Raw genomic sequence first — 14,654 nt, 5'->3', positions numbered from 1 at the left:
AGCGGCGCGGCGCGGTGCGGCGGCGGTCACCCGCCAGCACACCGACCGCGAGCGCGCCGTTCGGCGCGCTCGCGGCCCTTTTTGGTCGAGCTTTTTTCCTCGGGTGGCCGCCGCAGGCGGCCACCCCGAGGAGTGAAAAAGGTCGGTCTTACGGCACGAGACCGGCCGCGGTCGCCTGCGCCGTCTCGATGACGGGCGCGAAGCCGGGGAGCAACAGCAGCGTCCCGACGGCGGCGACGACGACGGCGGCGTACAGGCCGGTCGGCGTCCCGGCGAGTTCCGTGGTCCCGTCGGACTCCTCGATCCACAGCGCCTTGACGACGCGGCTGTAGTAGAACAGCGACAGGGCGCTGTTGGCCGCGCCGACGGCCGCGAGCCACCAGTAGCCCGCGCTGATCGCGCCGGCGAACAGGAAGTACTTCGAGAAGAACCCGCCGAACGGCGGCAGACCGGCCAGCGAGAACATGAACACCGTCATCGCCACCGCGGCGATGGGCACCTGCTTCCCGAGCCCGGCGTAGTCGGCGAACGTCTTCCCGACACCCCACTCCTCGGCGAGCGCGACGAACAGGAACGCACCCGTGTTCATGAACCCGTACACCATGAGGTGGGCCATCGACGCGCCGAGGACGCTCCCCGACTCGACCGTGGCGAGCGAGCCGCCACTCCAGGCGGCCAACCCGATCAGCGCGTAGCCGGCGTGGCCGACCGAGGAGTACGCCAACATCCGCTTGACGTTCTCCTGTGTCGCGGCCGCGAAGTTGCCGAGCGTCATCGTGACGACGGCCAACACCTGGAACAGCAGCATCCAGTCGATCCCGACGCCGTCCAACGGGAAGCCGACGGTGAACACGCGGAACGCCAGCGCGAACCCGGCGGCCTTCGAGGCCGACGAGAGGAACCCGGAGATGGGTGCCGGCGCACCCTCGTAGGCCTCCGGCGCCCAGAACTGGAACGGGACGGAGGCGGTCTTGAACGCGACGCCGCCGGCGACCATCAACACGCCGACCGCAGCGATGCCAGCGACACCGTCCGCGCCGCCGACGAGCGCGGCCGGCTCACGCAGCCCGGCCGCCACGTCCGAGAGGATCAGCGAACCGGTCGCGCCGTACAACAGCGACAGCCCGAAGGCGAACACCGCCGAGGAGAGCGCCCCGACGAGGAAGTACTTCAGCCCGCCCTCGACGCTCCCCTCGTTCGTCTTGAGGTAGCCGACCAGGGCGTACGACGGCAGCGAGGCCAACTCCAGGGCGACGAACGCGGTCGCCAGCGAGTTGGCGGCCGCCATCAGCGCCATCCCCGTCGCGGCGAACAACACCAGCGAGTAGTACTCGGCGTTGTACGGCCGGTCGCGCACGTAGTCGTAACTGGCGATCAACACGAGGCCGGTCACCGCCGCGAACAGCGCCTGGAAGAACAGGGCCATCCCGTCGACGACCAGCGCCTCGCCGTACAACGTCACCGAGCCACCCTCGGCGACGATCCCGCCACCGCCGGCCAGCAGCCACCCGGAGAGCCCGAGCGCCGACAGCGTCCCGACGACCGAGACGCCGGCCAGCGCCGTCGGACTCGCGTCTTCGGGGTTGACGATGTCGAGGAGGAACAACACGAGCCCGGTGAGCGCCAGCGCGAACGCCGGGGCGAGCCCGAGCCAGTCCGCGAGCACGTGACTGGACATCTACGCACCACCTCCCGTCTCGAGGATCGGTGTGATCGCGTCCGTGATCATCTCGAAGAACAGGTCCGGAGCGACTCCCAAGACGATGATCGACAGCAACAACACCGCCAGTGGTGCCGTCTGGGAGAGCCCCGCGCGGTCGATCTCGTAGTCCGTCTCCAACTCGAACGGGCCGAACAGGGTCTGTTGCATCGCCAGCAACAGGTAGCCGGCGACGATGACGATGCCGAACATCGCCGCGCCGGTGAACAGCGGCGCCGAGGGGAGCACCGTCGAGGCGAACGCCCCCTGGAAGATGAAGAACTCCGCCGCGAAGCCGGCCATCAGTGGGAGGCCCATGTAGCCGAACGCGCCGGCGATCAGGATGCCGACGGTGACCGGCATCCGGTCGGCGAGCCCGCTCATGTCGCCGACCATCCGCGTGTGCGTCTCGTTGTACACGGCGCCGACCGCCATGAACATCAGCCCGGAGATCAGCCCGTGGGCGACCATCTGGAACGTCGCGCCGCCGACCCCGAGTGCGGTGTACGCGACCAGCCCGAGGATCACGTACCCCATCGAGGAGACCGACGAGTAGGCGACGATCCGCTTCAGGTCGCGTTGCGCCAGCGCCAGCATCGCGCCGTAGATCACCGACACGACCGCGAAGATCGCGATCAGCCCGGCGTACTGCTGGGCGATCTCCGGCAGCATCGTGAAGTTGAACCGCAACATCGCGTACGTCCCCATCTTCAGGAGGACGCCCGCCAGCAACACCGACACCGGCGTCGGCGCCTCGACGTGGGCGTCCGGCAGCCACGTGTGGAACGGCACCACCGGGACCTTCACCGCGAAGCCGAGGAACAGCGCCGCGAACGCCAGCGTCTTCACCGCGGTCGGCGAGAAGATCAGGAACCCGGACACCTCCCCAGCCTGGATCGCCTGCGCGATGGCGGGGAGGCCGAACGTCTCGACTGGCAGTTGGTAGACGAGCTGGATGAAGAAGATGAACATCACCAGCGAGGCGACGTTCGTGTACACGAAGAACTTGATCGCCGCGTACTTCCGGCGGGGACCGCCCCAGATCCCGATCAGGAAGTACATCGGGACCAACACGGCCTCCCAGAAGACGAACCACGCGAAGAAGTCCAGGGCGGTGAACACGCCCAGCAGGTTCGCCTCCATGAACAGGATCAGCCCGTAGAACTGGGCCTGCCGCTCGTCGATGGCCGCCCACGCCGACACGATCGCCAGCGAGGTGAGGAACGTCGACAGCACGACCAGCGGGAGACTGACGCCGTCGACGCCGACGAACCACTGCAGTTCGTAGCCACCGACCGCGAGCCACCGGATCTGTGTCTCGAAGGCGCGTGCCGTCGCCCCGTCCAACAGCGCGTTGCCGCTGGCGTCGAACAGCGCCCACATGTAGAGACTCCCGGCCAGCGGGAGCAGACTCGCGCCGAAGGCGAGTCGACCCGCGTACTCGTCGGGAGCGAGCAGTACCACCATCGCCGCGAGGAACGTCACCCCGATCAGTGCCTCGATTATCACAGCAACCACCCCTCGTACAGCCCGAAGCCGACCAGCAACACGGTCAGCCCCAGCGTCACCAGCGCCGCGTAGTTACTCACGACGCCCGTCTGGATCCGCCGGAGCCGCGACCCGGACAGGAGACTCACGCTGGAGACGCCGTTGACCACGCCGTCGATCACGCTCTGGTCGAACGTGTCCGCGAGGCCAGCGAGCGGCTGGACGACGTTCGTCGCCAGCCACACCTGGTACTCGTCCTGGTAGTAGTTGTTGTACAACAGGTCCTGCACGGCACCGAGCTTCGCCGTGTGTTCGACCGGCTCCGGCACCGCGTACAGCCGGTAGGCGGCCAGCGCACCCACCGAGGCCAGCCCGAGCGAGAGTAGCCCCGGTGCCAGCGGCGACAGCTTCGCCGCAGTGATCTCCGCCGCGTTCACGTCGTGGAGCAGGTGTTTGTAGTGGGTCGTCGACAGCGTCTCCATCAGCGCCACGTCCTTGGGGCCGTGGAGCCACTGGTGGAGGAAGTCGATCCCCTCGAGGCTCGTGAGCTTCTGGACCGGGGCCATGTTGAGGAACCCGGTCGTCGCCGCCAGCACGCCGAGCACGACCAGCGGGAGCTTCACGTTCCACCGCACCGACTCGGGGTCGGCCGCCTGGTCCGTCCGCGGCTCGCCGTGGAAGGTGAGAAACACCATCCGGAAGGTGTAGAACCCGGTGAACAACACCGCGAGCAGCCCCATCGCGTACGCCGCCAGGAACAGCGTCCCCAGCGACCCCTCCGTGCCGAGGCCGTGGATCAGCGCCTCGTACAACACCTCGTCTTTCGACCAGAACCCGGCGAAGGGGACGATCCCAGCCAGCGCCAGCGAGCCGGACAGGAAGGTGAGGTACGTCACCCGCATCCTGTCTTTCAGCCCGCCCATGTCCCACATGTTCTCGTTGTGGTGCATCGCGACGATCACCGACCCGGCACCCAGGAACAGGAGTGCCTTGAAGAACGCGTGGGTGAGCAGGTGGAACGTCGCCGCGACGTACCCACCCGCGCCGAGCGCGAGCATCATGTAGCCGTACTGAGAGATCGTCGAGTACGCGAGCACCTGTTTCAGTTCGCGCTTGACGACGCCCATCGTCGCCGCGAACAGCGCCGTGAACCCGCCGACGAGTGCCACGACCGCGAGCGCGGTCGGAGAGACGGCGTAGAACCCGTACATCCGGGCGACGAGGAACACGCCGGCCGCGACCATCGTCGCCGCGTGGATCAGCGCCGAGACGGGGGTCGGACCCTCCATCGCGTCCGGGAGCCACGTGTGCAGTGGGAACTGCGCGGACTTCCCGATCACGCCGCCCAACACGAGCAAGCCGACGACGGTGAACCACGTCTGGGCGTCGAACCCGAACGTGCGGACGCTCTCCTCGCCGGTCAGTGCCAGTTCCGCGAGGTGCGGGAACGACTCCGAGCCGGCGAACTGTGCGGTGCCGAACGTCGCGAACACCGCCACGACGCCGATCAGGAAGAAGTAGTCACCGAAGCGGGTGACCAGGAACGCCTTCTTCGCGGCGCTGGGCGGCCCCGGCTCCCGGAAGTGGAAGCCGATCAACAGGAACGAACAGAGCCCGACCAGCTCGAAGAAGACGAACGACTGGAGCAGGTTGTCCGAGACGACGAACCCGAGCATCGAGGCCGTGAACAGCCCGAGCCCGGCGTAGTACCGCGGGAGGCCGGTCTCGCCCTCGTCGTTCATGTACCCCAGCGAGAACACGTGGACGAGCAGCGCGACCAACGAGACGATCACGAGCATCATCGCCGACAGCGGGTCGAGTAAGACACCGAAGGTCAACGCCAGTGTCTCCTCCGTCGCGCCGGCGGCGACGGCCCACTCGTACAGGGTCTCGTCGTACACCTCGCCGCCCGCGACGGCGAGTGCGACCCACGCCGAGAGGACGAGCGAGCCGGCGGTCGCGGCGATGCCCGGGAGAGCCCCACCCTTCGGCAACACGTCGCGGCCGTACAGCCCGGCCGCGAGTGCGATCACGAACGACACGAACGGTAACAGGACGATCGCCGGAGCGTAAGTGAATGCACCTGCCATCTTACCACCTCATCGTGGTCGCTTCCGTCACGTCCACGTCGGAGAAGTTGCGGTACAGGACGATGATGATCCCGATCCCGACCGCGACCTCGGCGGCCGCCAGCGCCATCGTGAACAGACTGAACACCTGCCCGGTCAGGTTCCCCCACAGCCGAGAGAACGCGACCAGGTTGATGTTCGCCGCGTTGAGCATCAACTCGACGGACATCAGGAACAGCAGCGCGTTCCGACGCGTGAGGACGCCGAACACGCCGATACAGAACAGCCCCGCCGACAACAGGAGGTACCACTGGACCGGCACCGCCATCAGTGGTCACCTCCCGTCTCCTCGGTGTCGGTCGTCGCGTCCGACACACCCCGCGCGTCGGTGGACTCGTCGGCCGGCACGTCGACACCGCCGTCGGTGCGCTCGTCGCGGCCGCCGTCGGTCAGGGCGGTGAGCGTCCCGCCGTCACCCTCGCCCTCGCGTTTGGCGAGCATGACGGCGCCGTCCAGCGCCGTGTCCAACACGAGCGCGACGAGCATGAACGCGACGAGGAACCCCTCGGAGTCGACGGCCCCCTGTTCGAGGTTGAACATCGCGTAGCCGATACTCGCGGTGATGGAGACGTCCGTCGGGAACCCACTCGCCGCGCCGAAGTCACTGCCGAGGACGACGACGGCGAGGACGGCGAACAGTGCGACTGCGGCGAGTCCGGGGACGAGGTGTGACCCGAGGCGGAGTCGGGGTCGCGTCGTGTCCTTCACGCGCGATCCACCCCCGTGTCGGGGTCCGCGCCGGCGTCGGCGTCGACGCCCGTCCCGTCACGGCGGACGAGCATGACGGCGAACGTGATGAGGATGAGCACCCCGCCGACGTAGACGAGGATCTGCATGGCGGCGAGGAACTCCGCCTGCAACATCACGTAGTGCACCGCGACGCTCAACAGCGCCACCCCGAGGAGGAGTGCGGAGTGCCACACGTCCTCGACCAGGACGACGCCCAGCGCCGAGCCCAACGTGACGAGGGCGAACAGCGCGAACGCGATTGTCTCTGCGACCATTACGTGACCGTTCTCTCCGGTGCGTGTTTGAAGGTTTCGAGATACGGGCCCGTTCGGGCCGCGTCGCCCGGCTCCGCCGGGGTGTCGGCGTCGTTGCCGCCCGATTCGAGTCGTGGTATCGCGACGCACACGAGACGGGCGAGGGTGGACACGGGAGAGGGACGGCCGCGGCGAGACACTGCCGCGAGCACCACCGGGGCTTTGTCGGCTCGGCGGCAACCGGCGGGCGTGACAGACACCGACGACGACGCGGGTCACGCGCACGGGCACGAAGAACACGGCGACAGCGGCCACGACCACGGACACGACGAACGGGAGCCCGATCACGACCACGACCACGGACACGACGATCACGACCACAGTCACGACCACCACGCGACGGATCTGGAGACGGTCGGCTACGCGGTCGTCACCGTGTCGAGTTCGCGGCGGCTCGCGGAGGACACGGCTGGCGACGCCATCGTCGCGGCGGTGGAGAGCGCCGACGACGAGGTAGTGGTCCGGGAACTCGTCGCCGACGAGTTCGACGGGGTGCAGTCGCGCGTGGCCGGGCTCGCGGACCGTGCAGACATCGACTGCGTAGTGACGACCGGCGGGACGGGTGTCACGCCGGACGACGTGACCGTCGAGGCGGTCCGGGACCTGTTCGACACGGAGTTACCCGGCTTCGGGGAGCTGTTCCGAGAGCTCTCGCGGGACGAGATCGGGACGCGAGTGATCGCGACGCGTGCGACGGCGGGGATCGTCGGCAGCGTGCCGGTGTTCTGTCTCCCCGGCAGCGAGAACGCCGCGCGGCTCGGTGCCGAGGAACTCGTCACCGCCGAGGCGGCACACCTCGCCGGACTCGCACGCCGCGAGTGAACGAGGACGGACACAATCCATACGTCTGTCGCCGTCGTAGACCGTGTATGGCCGACGACACCGAGAGCCGCCTCGCGGAACTGGAAGCGGAACTGGCGACACTGCGCGAACTCGTCGACGACCACGACTACGCACTGCAGTACCTCGCGGCCGACGCCGACTTGGACGCCGTCGAGGCCACCTGTCCCCACTGCGGAGAGGGCCGTTTCTACCTCGACTCCGGCATCTCCTGGAAGCGCGTCCAGTGTACGAACTGCGACCACGCCGAGTACCTCTGAGACGCGTCTGGAGACCGCCGGCGTCGTGTGCGTGCCAGCGGTGACCACGCGGGCGTCGGACGCGGTGAGGTCACGGGTGTCCGACAGGGTGACGGCCGGGCGTGTCTGACGGACGACGGACGGAAGGGAAGGTTTGACAAGGACGGTGGTCCACAGGTGAGCCGATGAGCAAGGTCACGTTCCGCGCCGACGACGACCTCGTCGAGCGTGTCGAGGCCCACGACGCGTCCAAGAGCGAGGTGATGCGCGCGGCACTGCGCGCGTACCTCGACGGGGGGACCGACTCCGAGCGACGCGGCGAGGCGGCCGACACCCACGGACGTGACGACACGAGTGAGACGGACGAGGAGTCGGGGCCGGCCGACGGCCCGGCGGCGGTCGACGAGAGCGCCGCCGCGGACGGGCGGACACTGACCGAAGTGATCGACGCCGCGATCGCCGACCGGATCGAGACGCTCGTCGAGCGACGAGTGGCGGACCGCCTCGGCGAGGTGTCGGCCGACACGGGCGGGCCGCGGCGAGCGGACGACGCGGCACCACGTCGACGGGCTGACGGGGTGCGTCATCGACAGTACGAGGAGCCGGCACCACGTCGGTCCCCGTCACGCGAACGGCCGCGTCGGACACGACGACCGCCGACGGTCGTCGTCGAGGTTCCGAGTCACGCGGTGTCCGACGGCCGCGAGCGGCGGCACGCCGACGCCGACACACACCACGACCACCGCGCCTCGGAGCGGGGCGGTCACAGTCCGTCCGACGCCGTCGGCGACCGCCGCGAGTCGGCGCCCGCCGCCGGCCGCGAGCCGTCCGACACCGCCGACTCCGCGATCGATCGATCGCCAGACGGCGACGTGTCCGACGGGAACGAGCGCCGGGAGCGACACACCGCGTCCGACACGTCACCGAGCTGTGGACAGTGTGGGAGCGAGTTGTCCGACGACCACGTGTACTGTCCGAACTGCGGCGAGAAGGCAGCCCGACGACTGTTCTGTGAGTGTGGCGACGAGGTGCGGTCCGACTGGTCGTTCTGTCCGGGCTGCGGCCGTCGGACGCCGACGGCGGACGTACTCGATCGACCGACGGGAGACCCGGACACGCGCCGCCGGTGAGGTGTAAGACACGCTCCGTGTGAGTGTAAGACACGGCCGGTAGCTTTATGTAGCGACGGGCGAACCACCTTGGTGTGTAAGACGGTCTGTCATACACCGGGCGAACACGGCGGGGGAACCGTGTTCGGCGGTCGAGATACCCGCAGATCGGCTGGCCGTCTTACCGGGGGAACTCAAAACCATGGAGCGTGTGACACTACGGATTCCGAAGCAGCAGATCGAGGAGGTCGAACGCATGGTCGAGACGGGCGAGTACCCGAACCGCAGCGAGGCGATTCGGGCGGCCGTCCGCGACATGCTGAACGAACAGGACGACGGCGACGACCGGTCGCGTCGTGACCGCAACAACCGCGGCTGGGCGAAGGCGTAGACCGATGCAAGACATCGTACAAGACGCCCTCGAGAACGCGGAGGAGGAACAGCGGTCGATGTCGGACGCGGCCGACGGCGACGACTTCGGCGACCCGCGGATCGTCATCGTCGGTGCCGGCGGCGCCGGCAACAACACGATCAACCGACTGTACAACATCGGTGTCGACGGCGCGGAGACGGTCGCGATCAACACCGACAAACAGCACCTGAAGATGATCGAGGCCGACACGAAGATCCTCGTCGGCAAGTCACTCACCCAGGGACTCGGTGCGGGCGGCGACCCCAGCATGGGGGAGCGTGCCACCGAGATGGCCCAGGGGACGATCAAGGAGGTGTTGGGCGACGCCGACCTCGTCTTCGTCACCGCCGGGATGGGCGGTGGGACGGGCACCGGTGCGGCGCCGGTCGTCTCGAAGATCGCCAAGGAACAGGGTGCGATCGTCGTCGGCATGGTGTCGACGCCGTTCAACGTCGAGCGCGCCCGCACGGTGAAAGCCGAGGAGGGGCTCGAAGAGCTCCGCACCGAGGCCGACTCGATCATCGTGTTGGACAACAACCGCCTGCTGGACTACGTGCCGAACCTCCCGATCGGGAAGGCGTTCTCCGTGATGGACCAGATCATCGCGGAGACCGTGAAGGGGATCTCGGAGACGATCACCCAGCCGAGTCTCATCAACCTCGACTACGCCGACATGTCCACCATCATGGACCAGGGCGGCGTCGCGGTGATGCTCGTCGGGGAGACCCAGGACAAGAACAAGACCCAAGAGGTGGTCAACGACGCGATGAACCACCCACTGCTGGACGTGGACTATCGCGGTGCCTCGGGTGGCCTGGTCCACATCACCGGCGGCCCGGACCTCACGCTGAAGGAGGCCGAGGGGATCGCCGACTCCATCACGGAGCGGCTGGAGGCCTCGGCGAACGTGATCTGGGGCGCCCGCATCCAGGAGGAGTACAAGGGGAAGGTCCGCGTCATGGCGATCATGACCGGTGTCCAGAGCGCACAGGTGCTCGGCCCGAGCACGCAGAAGCAGGCCGACAAGTCCCGTGCGAGCATCGAGGGTGACCTCACGGAGGCGGACTTCGACGCCCGCGCGAACGCCGAGGGTGACCGCCACCAGTCCGACGGCGGCGACCAGCGGCGCGGCACGACCCGCCACGAGGACGGCGTCGACGTCGTCCGCTGAGCCACGCGGCCGACCGCGACACGACTTCACACTTCTCGCGACCCGCTCGAAGAGACGTAGTGACTGCTCCGACGACTCGACGTGCCCACCGTGTACCGACCGGTGTCGGACGGACAGTGGCGGCGGGTAATCTGGACACTGCGGTGTGTTTACGCGTAAGACAGGGCGACGACCGCCGGATCAGGCCGCTTCGAGCGAGCGGAGCAGCGAACACTTCCGACACACGTCGTGGGCAGTCGTCGACCCGCACTCCTCACACGGGGAGAGCTCGCCGTCGTGGTCGGCCGCGCTCCGGTAGCGGTCGGCCGCCATCGCGGCGATCTCCTCGTAGCCGGCCATGATCGAGTGGCGGAGTCCGGGGTGATCCTCCTCCAACGCGAGTAGCGTCTCCTGGATCTCCCCGCGGTAGGCCTCGCTCGCGTGGGGACACTCCGTGATGTGCGCCGGCAGGTCCCGGACGTGTGCGTACAGCGCCACCTCCTTCTCCGGCACGTCCCGCAGCGGCTTGGCGCGCGGGACGAACCGGTCCGTCGGGTTGCGGTCCGGGAACGGGCCGAGCGAGGCGTCGTAGTGTTTCGCCATCTGTCGGAGATCCCCCTCGAAGAAGTTCATGACGGCGGTCTGGGCCTCGTCGTCGAGGTTGTGGCCCGTCAACAGCTTGTCCGCGTCGTACTCGTCGGCGTACGCCTCCAGCAGGTCGCGACGGAACACACCGCAGTAGGCACACGGGGCCATGTTCTCGGGGTCGTCCTCGACGACCTCGTCCATCCGCACGTCGAACTCCTCCGCGTAGCTGACGGTCTCGTGGGTCACGTCGAGGTCGTCGGTGAGTCGTTCGCAGGCCGCCAGCGACTCGTCGCGGTACCCCTCGATCCCCTCGTGGATCGACAGCGCGACCAACTCGACGCGCGGGTCCTCGGCGAACGTCTCCGAGAGGATCTGTGTCAACACGACACTGTCCTTCCCGCCGGAGAGGCCGATCACCCACCGCTGTGGGTCGGCCGGAGTCGCGTCGTCGGGCAGGAGGTCGTCCTCCCGGACGCGGCGACGGACGCGGCGCTCGACGGACTCACACAGGTGCTCGCCACAGAGGTGGCGTCCGGAGTACGCCGCGTGGTGGACGGCGTCGCGACCGCACGTGTCACACTCCATCGCCGTCGACTGCCTCCATCACCACTCCGTTCCCGGCCGACGCTCTTCACTCCCGCGGTCGCGACGTGTGTCGGCCGTTCGGAGCGGGTGGGCTCGCCGCGACCGCAACCCTCTGGTGATCGTACAGATACCCCCTCAGTGTGGACGAACAACGACGTGTCGCCGAGTTTCTGGCGACACACGACCTCGAGACGGACGCGGCGTCCCACGCCCTCGACCTCGCCGCCGAGGTGGGAGAGGTCGCGGCGGCGGTGAACGAGTCGACCGACTACGAATCGTCACCGGAGACCGTCGCAGTGCCGACCGACGAACTCGGCGACGCACTGTTCGCGTTGCTGGCGACCTGCGAACGGCTGGACGTCGACGCCGGTGTGGCTCTCGAGGAGTCACTCGCGAAGTACGAGCGCCGTCTCGACGCGACCGGCGACCCCGGATCGGGAGCGACGGAGACCGAGTGACGGCCGACGCGGACGGCGGCCGACGGCGGGGCGTCGGTCTCACTCCGTCGTGGTCTCGTCGCCCACCGTCGCTCCGGTGTCACCAGCCTCCCTCGTCGACCACTCCTCACTCCTGGCCGGTCTCTCCGTCGCCGCCGGCCGCAGTCTCCGTCTCTGCTCCGTCTTCGGTGTCGTCCGCGCCAGCCTCGGCGTCCGCGTCGTCACTCTCGTCGTCGTCCTCCTCCTCGGCGTACCGTTCGAGGATGATCTCTTGCCCGCGGGCGGCGGCCTCGTACGTCTCCCGGAGGTCCGCGATCGGTGTCTCCGTCGCGTCGACGCGGAGGTCGTCGTAGTACGGCTCGAACTCGCGGTCCTCGGTGGTCTCGACGCGCAGTGCGGCCGACTGGATCGGGAGCTCCTCGCGTTTGTCGCCCCCTTCCTCGTGGCCCGCCGCGAGGGCGTCGATCAGTCGTTCCGCCAGCGGCGCGTCACCGAAGGCGTCCGCCTCGTACGTCTCCGCGACCGCGTCGATCACCGCCTCGCCGGTGAGGAGGTTCCCCGCGACGGTGTAGTTCGTGCCGCTGGTGTGGCCGTACCACCCCTGACACTCCTCGCCGGAGAAGGTGAACGTCCCGTCGGCGTCGACGCCGTGCAGTTGCCGTTCGGCGCTCCCCTCGTCGGCGTTCAACAGCGACTGGAGTGCGTCCTCGACGGCGAGCCCGTCGTCCAAGTACGCGACGCCCTTCCGTCCCAACTCCACGTTGACGAGCGACTGCGTGGCGACCGCGCCGTTCTCGGACGCGAACGGACACAGCGTCCCCACACCCGGCAGGCGGGTCGTGACGGCGACGCCGAACCGCGTCTGTCGCTCCCCCTCGTCGTCGGTGTACTCCTCGCGGACACAGATGCTGAACGTCACACCGCGTAGTGGTCCGGGAGTGACTAAAACACGGAGGTGGCGGCAGTCCGAGTGTGGGGTGACGGACGCGAGTGTCGCCAGCCCCCGACGACGGTGGTCAGCTCGCGACGACGCTGATCGTCTGTTTGCGGTCGATGGCGTCCTCCAGCTCCTCGGCGATGGCGGAGCCACGCGAGACCTGGATGTCGCCACCGCGGCCGACGGTCGCGGTGAACAGGTACTCCCCGTCGGCGCGCACCTCGACGGTCTCGCCGACGTGTTCGTCCATCCGGATCACGACGTGCCGGCTGGTGATCTCCGGCTCGACGACGGTTCCCTGCGGCTGTGGCGTCCCACCGCCGGACGAGCCGCCGGGTGTGGGGCCACCGCCCGCGCCGCCGGCCGGGCCGCCCGCCGGGTTCTCCTCGTGGGTGCGGACGTCGATGTCGATCCCGAGTCGCTCCTCGATCTCGGAGATCCGGCCGCCACCCTTCCCGATCACGTAGCTGATGTCGTCCTCGTCGACGTAGACGACCGCCTCGTCTTGGCCGCGGAGTTGCACGTCGACGTGGCCGCGGGCGACCGAGCGGATCTCCCGTTCGATCTCCTGGCGCGCGATCCGGTCGACGCCGGACTCGCGTGTGTCCGACTCCTCGTTCAGCGGGACGGTGACGACCTGCCGGTTGAACGTGTAGATCTCGTAGGCCGGACGGTTCGTCTCGAAGTCGACCACCTGGATCACCGGCCGGGCGAGGTCCTCGGCGGTGAGTCCCTCGGGGACCTTCACCTCCGTCTGCACGTCGTAGACGGTGTCGATCTCCCCGGCTTCGACGAAGATCACCGTGTCGACGACCTGCGGGATCATCCCGAGTTCGACGCGGCCGACCAGCCGCTGGAGCGCGTCGATGGCCCGCGTCGCGTGCGTGACGCCGACCATCCCGACGCCCGCGAGGCGCATGTCCGCGAACACTTCGAAGTCGTGGGTCTTGCGCACCTCGTCGTAGATGGTGTAGTCCGGGCGGACGAGCAACAGCGAGTCCGCGGTCTTCGCCATGTCCCCACCCAGGGCCGTGTACTGGGTCACGTCGTCGGACACCTCCAGGTCCCGCGGCTTCTCCATCGTCTTGACGGCGTAGTCGTTGTCCGTCAGGAACTCCGCGACGGCCTGCGCGAACGTCGACTTCCCCGCGCCCGGCGACCCGGAGATGAGCACGCCACGCTGGCGTTCCAGGAAGCGGTCGCGGAGTTCGTCGGCGTACGCGTAGTCGTCCAGATCGGTCTGGACGATGGGCCGGACGGCGGTGATCTCGATCCCGTCCGCGAACGGCGGCCGGGCGACCGCGATCCGGTAGCTGCCGTACTGGACGATGTCCATCCCCGGCTCGGAGAGTTCGACGAACCCGTCCGTCGAGGCACGGGCCGTCTCCGTCACGTCGTCGGCCCACTCCGTCATCTGGGCCTCCGTCGACGGCTCGTCGGCGATCTGCTGGTAGTGCATGTCGCCGACGGTGCCGCGTTTGGCCTTCGGCACCGTCCCCGTCTTCAGGTGGACGGACATCGTCTCGTCGTCGAAGAACTGCTCGATCAGGAGGCCGTCGTCCGTCCGGGTGCGGTCGCGCGCCTCGACGTACTCGACGGCGATTCCCTTCGCCTCGGCCGTCTCGGCCTGGACGTAGTCGGCGGTGAGCAGCGTGGCGTCGTGTTCGCGCGCCGCCTCGCGGATCAGGGCGTCGACGGCGCCCTCGTCGGCCGCGTCGACGTGGCTCGCCTCCGGGCGCTCGCCGACGAACTCCACGTCGATCTCGCCGGAGTGTGCGAGTCCCACCAGCTCCTGGAGTTCGGAGAGTCCCTCCCAGCCGGTCTCGCGGCCGTCGTTCGCCTGCGATTCGAGTTCGCCCACGACCGCCTCCGGGACGAAGACCGTCAGGTCCTCGTCGTCCCCGTCGGCGATCCGTTCGGACACCCGGCCGTCGACGACCGCGCTCGTGTCCGGAACGACGTTCATAGCTCTCCTCGGCGCGGGAGACGGATAAGCGT

15 protein-coding genes are annotated in these 14,654 nt (G+C 68.5%); 6 read left to right on the top strand and 9 right to left on the bottom strand.

Translation table 11 applies throughout. The features are described from left to right. Positions 1-148: 148 nt before the first annotated feature. From RYH80_RS11590 to RYH80_RS11565, 6 genes are read right to left on the bottom strand one after another with little or no spacing between them, the layout of a single operon-like run. On the bottom strand, positions 149-1,678 hold the full coding sequence (locus RYH80_RS11590) for an NADH-quinone oxidoreductase subunit N (RefSeq protein WP_370904032.1): 1,530 nt from the start codon (positions 1,676-1,678) through the stop codon (positions 149-151). Then, entirely contained in the window at positions 1,679-3,208 is a 1,530-nt protein-coding gene (locus tag RYH80_RS11585) for a complex I subunit 4 family protein (RefSeq protein WP_370904031.1), read from the bottom strand. It abuts the gene before it with no gap. Then, positions 3,205-5,277 carry an NADH-quinone oxidoreductase subunit L gene (gene nuoL / locus RYH80_RS11580; RefSeq protein WP_370904030.1) on the bottom strand — a complete coding sequence of 691 codons (2,073 nt, stop codon included), beginning with the start codon at positions 5,275-5,277 and terminating at the stop codon, positions 3,205-3,207. Before nuoL ends, RYH80_RS11585 begins: the two co-directional genes overlap by 4 nt. A 1-nt stretch (position 5,278) precedes the next feature. After that, positions 5,279-5,584: an NADH-quinone oxidoreductase subunit NuoK gene (gene nuoK / locus RYH80_RS11575; protein ID WP_370904029.1), complete on the bottom strand. Its 306-nt coding sequence runs from the start codon at positions 5,582-5,584 to the stop codon at positions 5,279-5,281. Beyond that, positions 5,584-6,024, bottom strand: coding sequence for a hypothetical protein (locus tag RYH80_RS11570; RefSeq protein WP_370904028.1), 441 nt, complete (start codon positions 6,022-6,024; stop codon positions 5,584-5,586). The genes nuoK and RYH80_RS11570 overlap by 1 nt, the downstream gene beginning before the upstream one ends. Then, positions 6,021-6,320 carry an NADH-quinone oxidoreductase subunit J gene (locus RYH80_RS11565; protein ID WP_370904027.1) on the bottom strand — a complete coding sequence of 100 codons (300 nt, stop codon included), beginning with the start codon at positions 6,318-6,320 and terminating at the stop codon, positions 6,021-6,023. The genes RYH80_RS11570 and RYH80_RS11565 overlap by 4 nt, the downstream gene beginning before the upstream one ends. 228 nt (positions 6,321-6,548) lie before the next feature. Here RYH80_RS11565 and RYH80_RS11560 point away from each other — a divergent pair, with 228 nt between their 5' ends. The 5 genes from RYH80_RS11560 to ftsZ all read left to right on the top strand — a co-directional run bounded on the left by RYH80_RS11560 (position 6,549) and on the right by ftsZ (position 10,130). Beyond that, complete coding sequence (locus tag RYH80_RS11560) at positions 6,549-7,181, top strand: MogA/MoaB family molybdenum cofactor biosynthesis protein (RefSeq protein ID WP_370904026.1); 633 nt, start codon at positions 6,549-6,551, stop codon at positions 7,179-7,181. A gap of 47 nt (positions 7,182-7,228) precedes the next feature. Next, a complete protein-coding gene (locus RYH80_RS11555; protein WP_370904025.1) occupies positions 7,229-7,459 on the top strand; it encodes a hypothetical protein in 231 nt (76 codons plus the stop codon). A gap of 164 nt (positions 7,460-7,623) precedes the next feature. Then, complete coding sequence (locus RYH80_RS11550; protein ID WP_370904024.1) at positions 7,624-8,568, top strand: double zinc ribbon domain-containing protein; 945 nt, start codon at positions 7,624-7,626, stop codon at positions 8,566-8,568. A gap of 181 nt (positions 8,569-8,749) precedes the next feature. Beyond that, on the top strand, positions 8,750-8,938 hold the full coding sequence (gene cdrS, locus RYH80_RS11545; protein WP_370904023.1) for a transcriptional regulator CdrS: 189 nt from the start codon (positions 8,750-8,752) through the stop codon (positions 8,936-8,938). Between the two features lie 4 nt (positions 8,939-8,942). Then, positions 8,943-10,130 (top strand): cell division protein FtsZ, encoded by a 1,188-nt coding sequence (gene ftsZ, locus RYH80_RS11540; protein ID WP_370904022.1) that lies wholly within the window; start codon positions 8,943-8,945, stop codon positions 10,128-10,130. Between the two features lie 180 nt (positions 10,131-10,310). On the opposite strand, the gene ncsA is transcribed toward ftsZ, so the two are convergent. Beyond that, positions 10,311-11,282: a tRNA 2-thiolation protein NcsA gene (gene ncsA, locus RYH80_RS11535; protein ID WP_370904021.1), complete on the bottom strand. Its 972-nt coding sequence runs from the start codon at positions 11,280-11,282 to the stop codon at positions 10,311-10,313. A 140-nt stretch (positions 11,283-11,422) separates the two neighbouring features. On the opposite strand from ncsA, the gene RYH80_RS11530 reads away from it, so the two are divergent. Further along, positions 11,423-11,740, top strand: a complete 318-nt coding sequence (locus RYH80_RS11530) for a MazG nucleotide pyrophosphohydrolase domain-containing protein (RefSeq protein WP_370904020.1) — start codon at positions 11,423-11,425, stop codon at positions 11,738-11,740. A 106-nt stretch (positions 11,741-11,846) separates the two neighbouring features. Here the strand turns inward: RYH80_RS11530 and RYH80_RS11525 are convergent, their stop codons facing one another. Next, a complete protein-coding gene (locus tag RYH80_RS11525; RefSeq protein WP_370904019.1) occupies positions 11,847-12,638 on the bottom strand; it encodes a DUF1028 domain-containing protein in 792 nt (263 codons plus the stop codon). 97 nt (positions 12,639-12,735) lie between these two features. Beyond that, positions 12,736-14,622 carry a PINc/VapC family ATPase gene (locus RYH80_RS11520; RefSeq protein ID WP_370904018.1) on the bottom strand — a complete coding sequence of 629 codons (1,887 nt, stop codon included), beginning with the start codon at positions 14,620-14,622 and terminating at the stop codon, positions 12,736-12,738. Positions 14,623-14,654: the final 32 nt, after the last annotated feature.

Origin of the sequence: Halobaculum sp. MBLA0147, assembly GCF_041361345.1 — an archaeon.
Taxonomy (GTDB): Archaea; Halobacteriota; Halobacteria; order Halobacteriales; family Haloferacaceae; genus JAHENP01.
The sequence above is the reverse complement of the archived record's forward strand: the minus strand, read 5'-3'. Positions and strand labels throughout refer to the sequence as shown.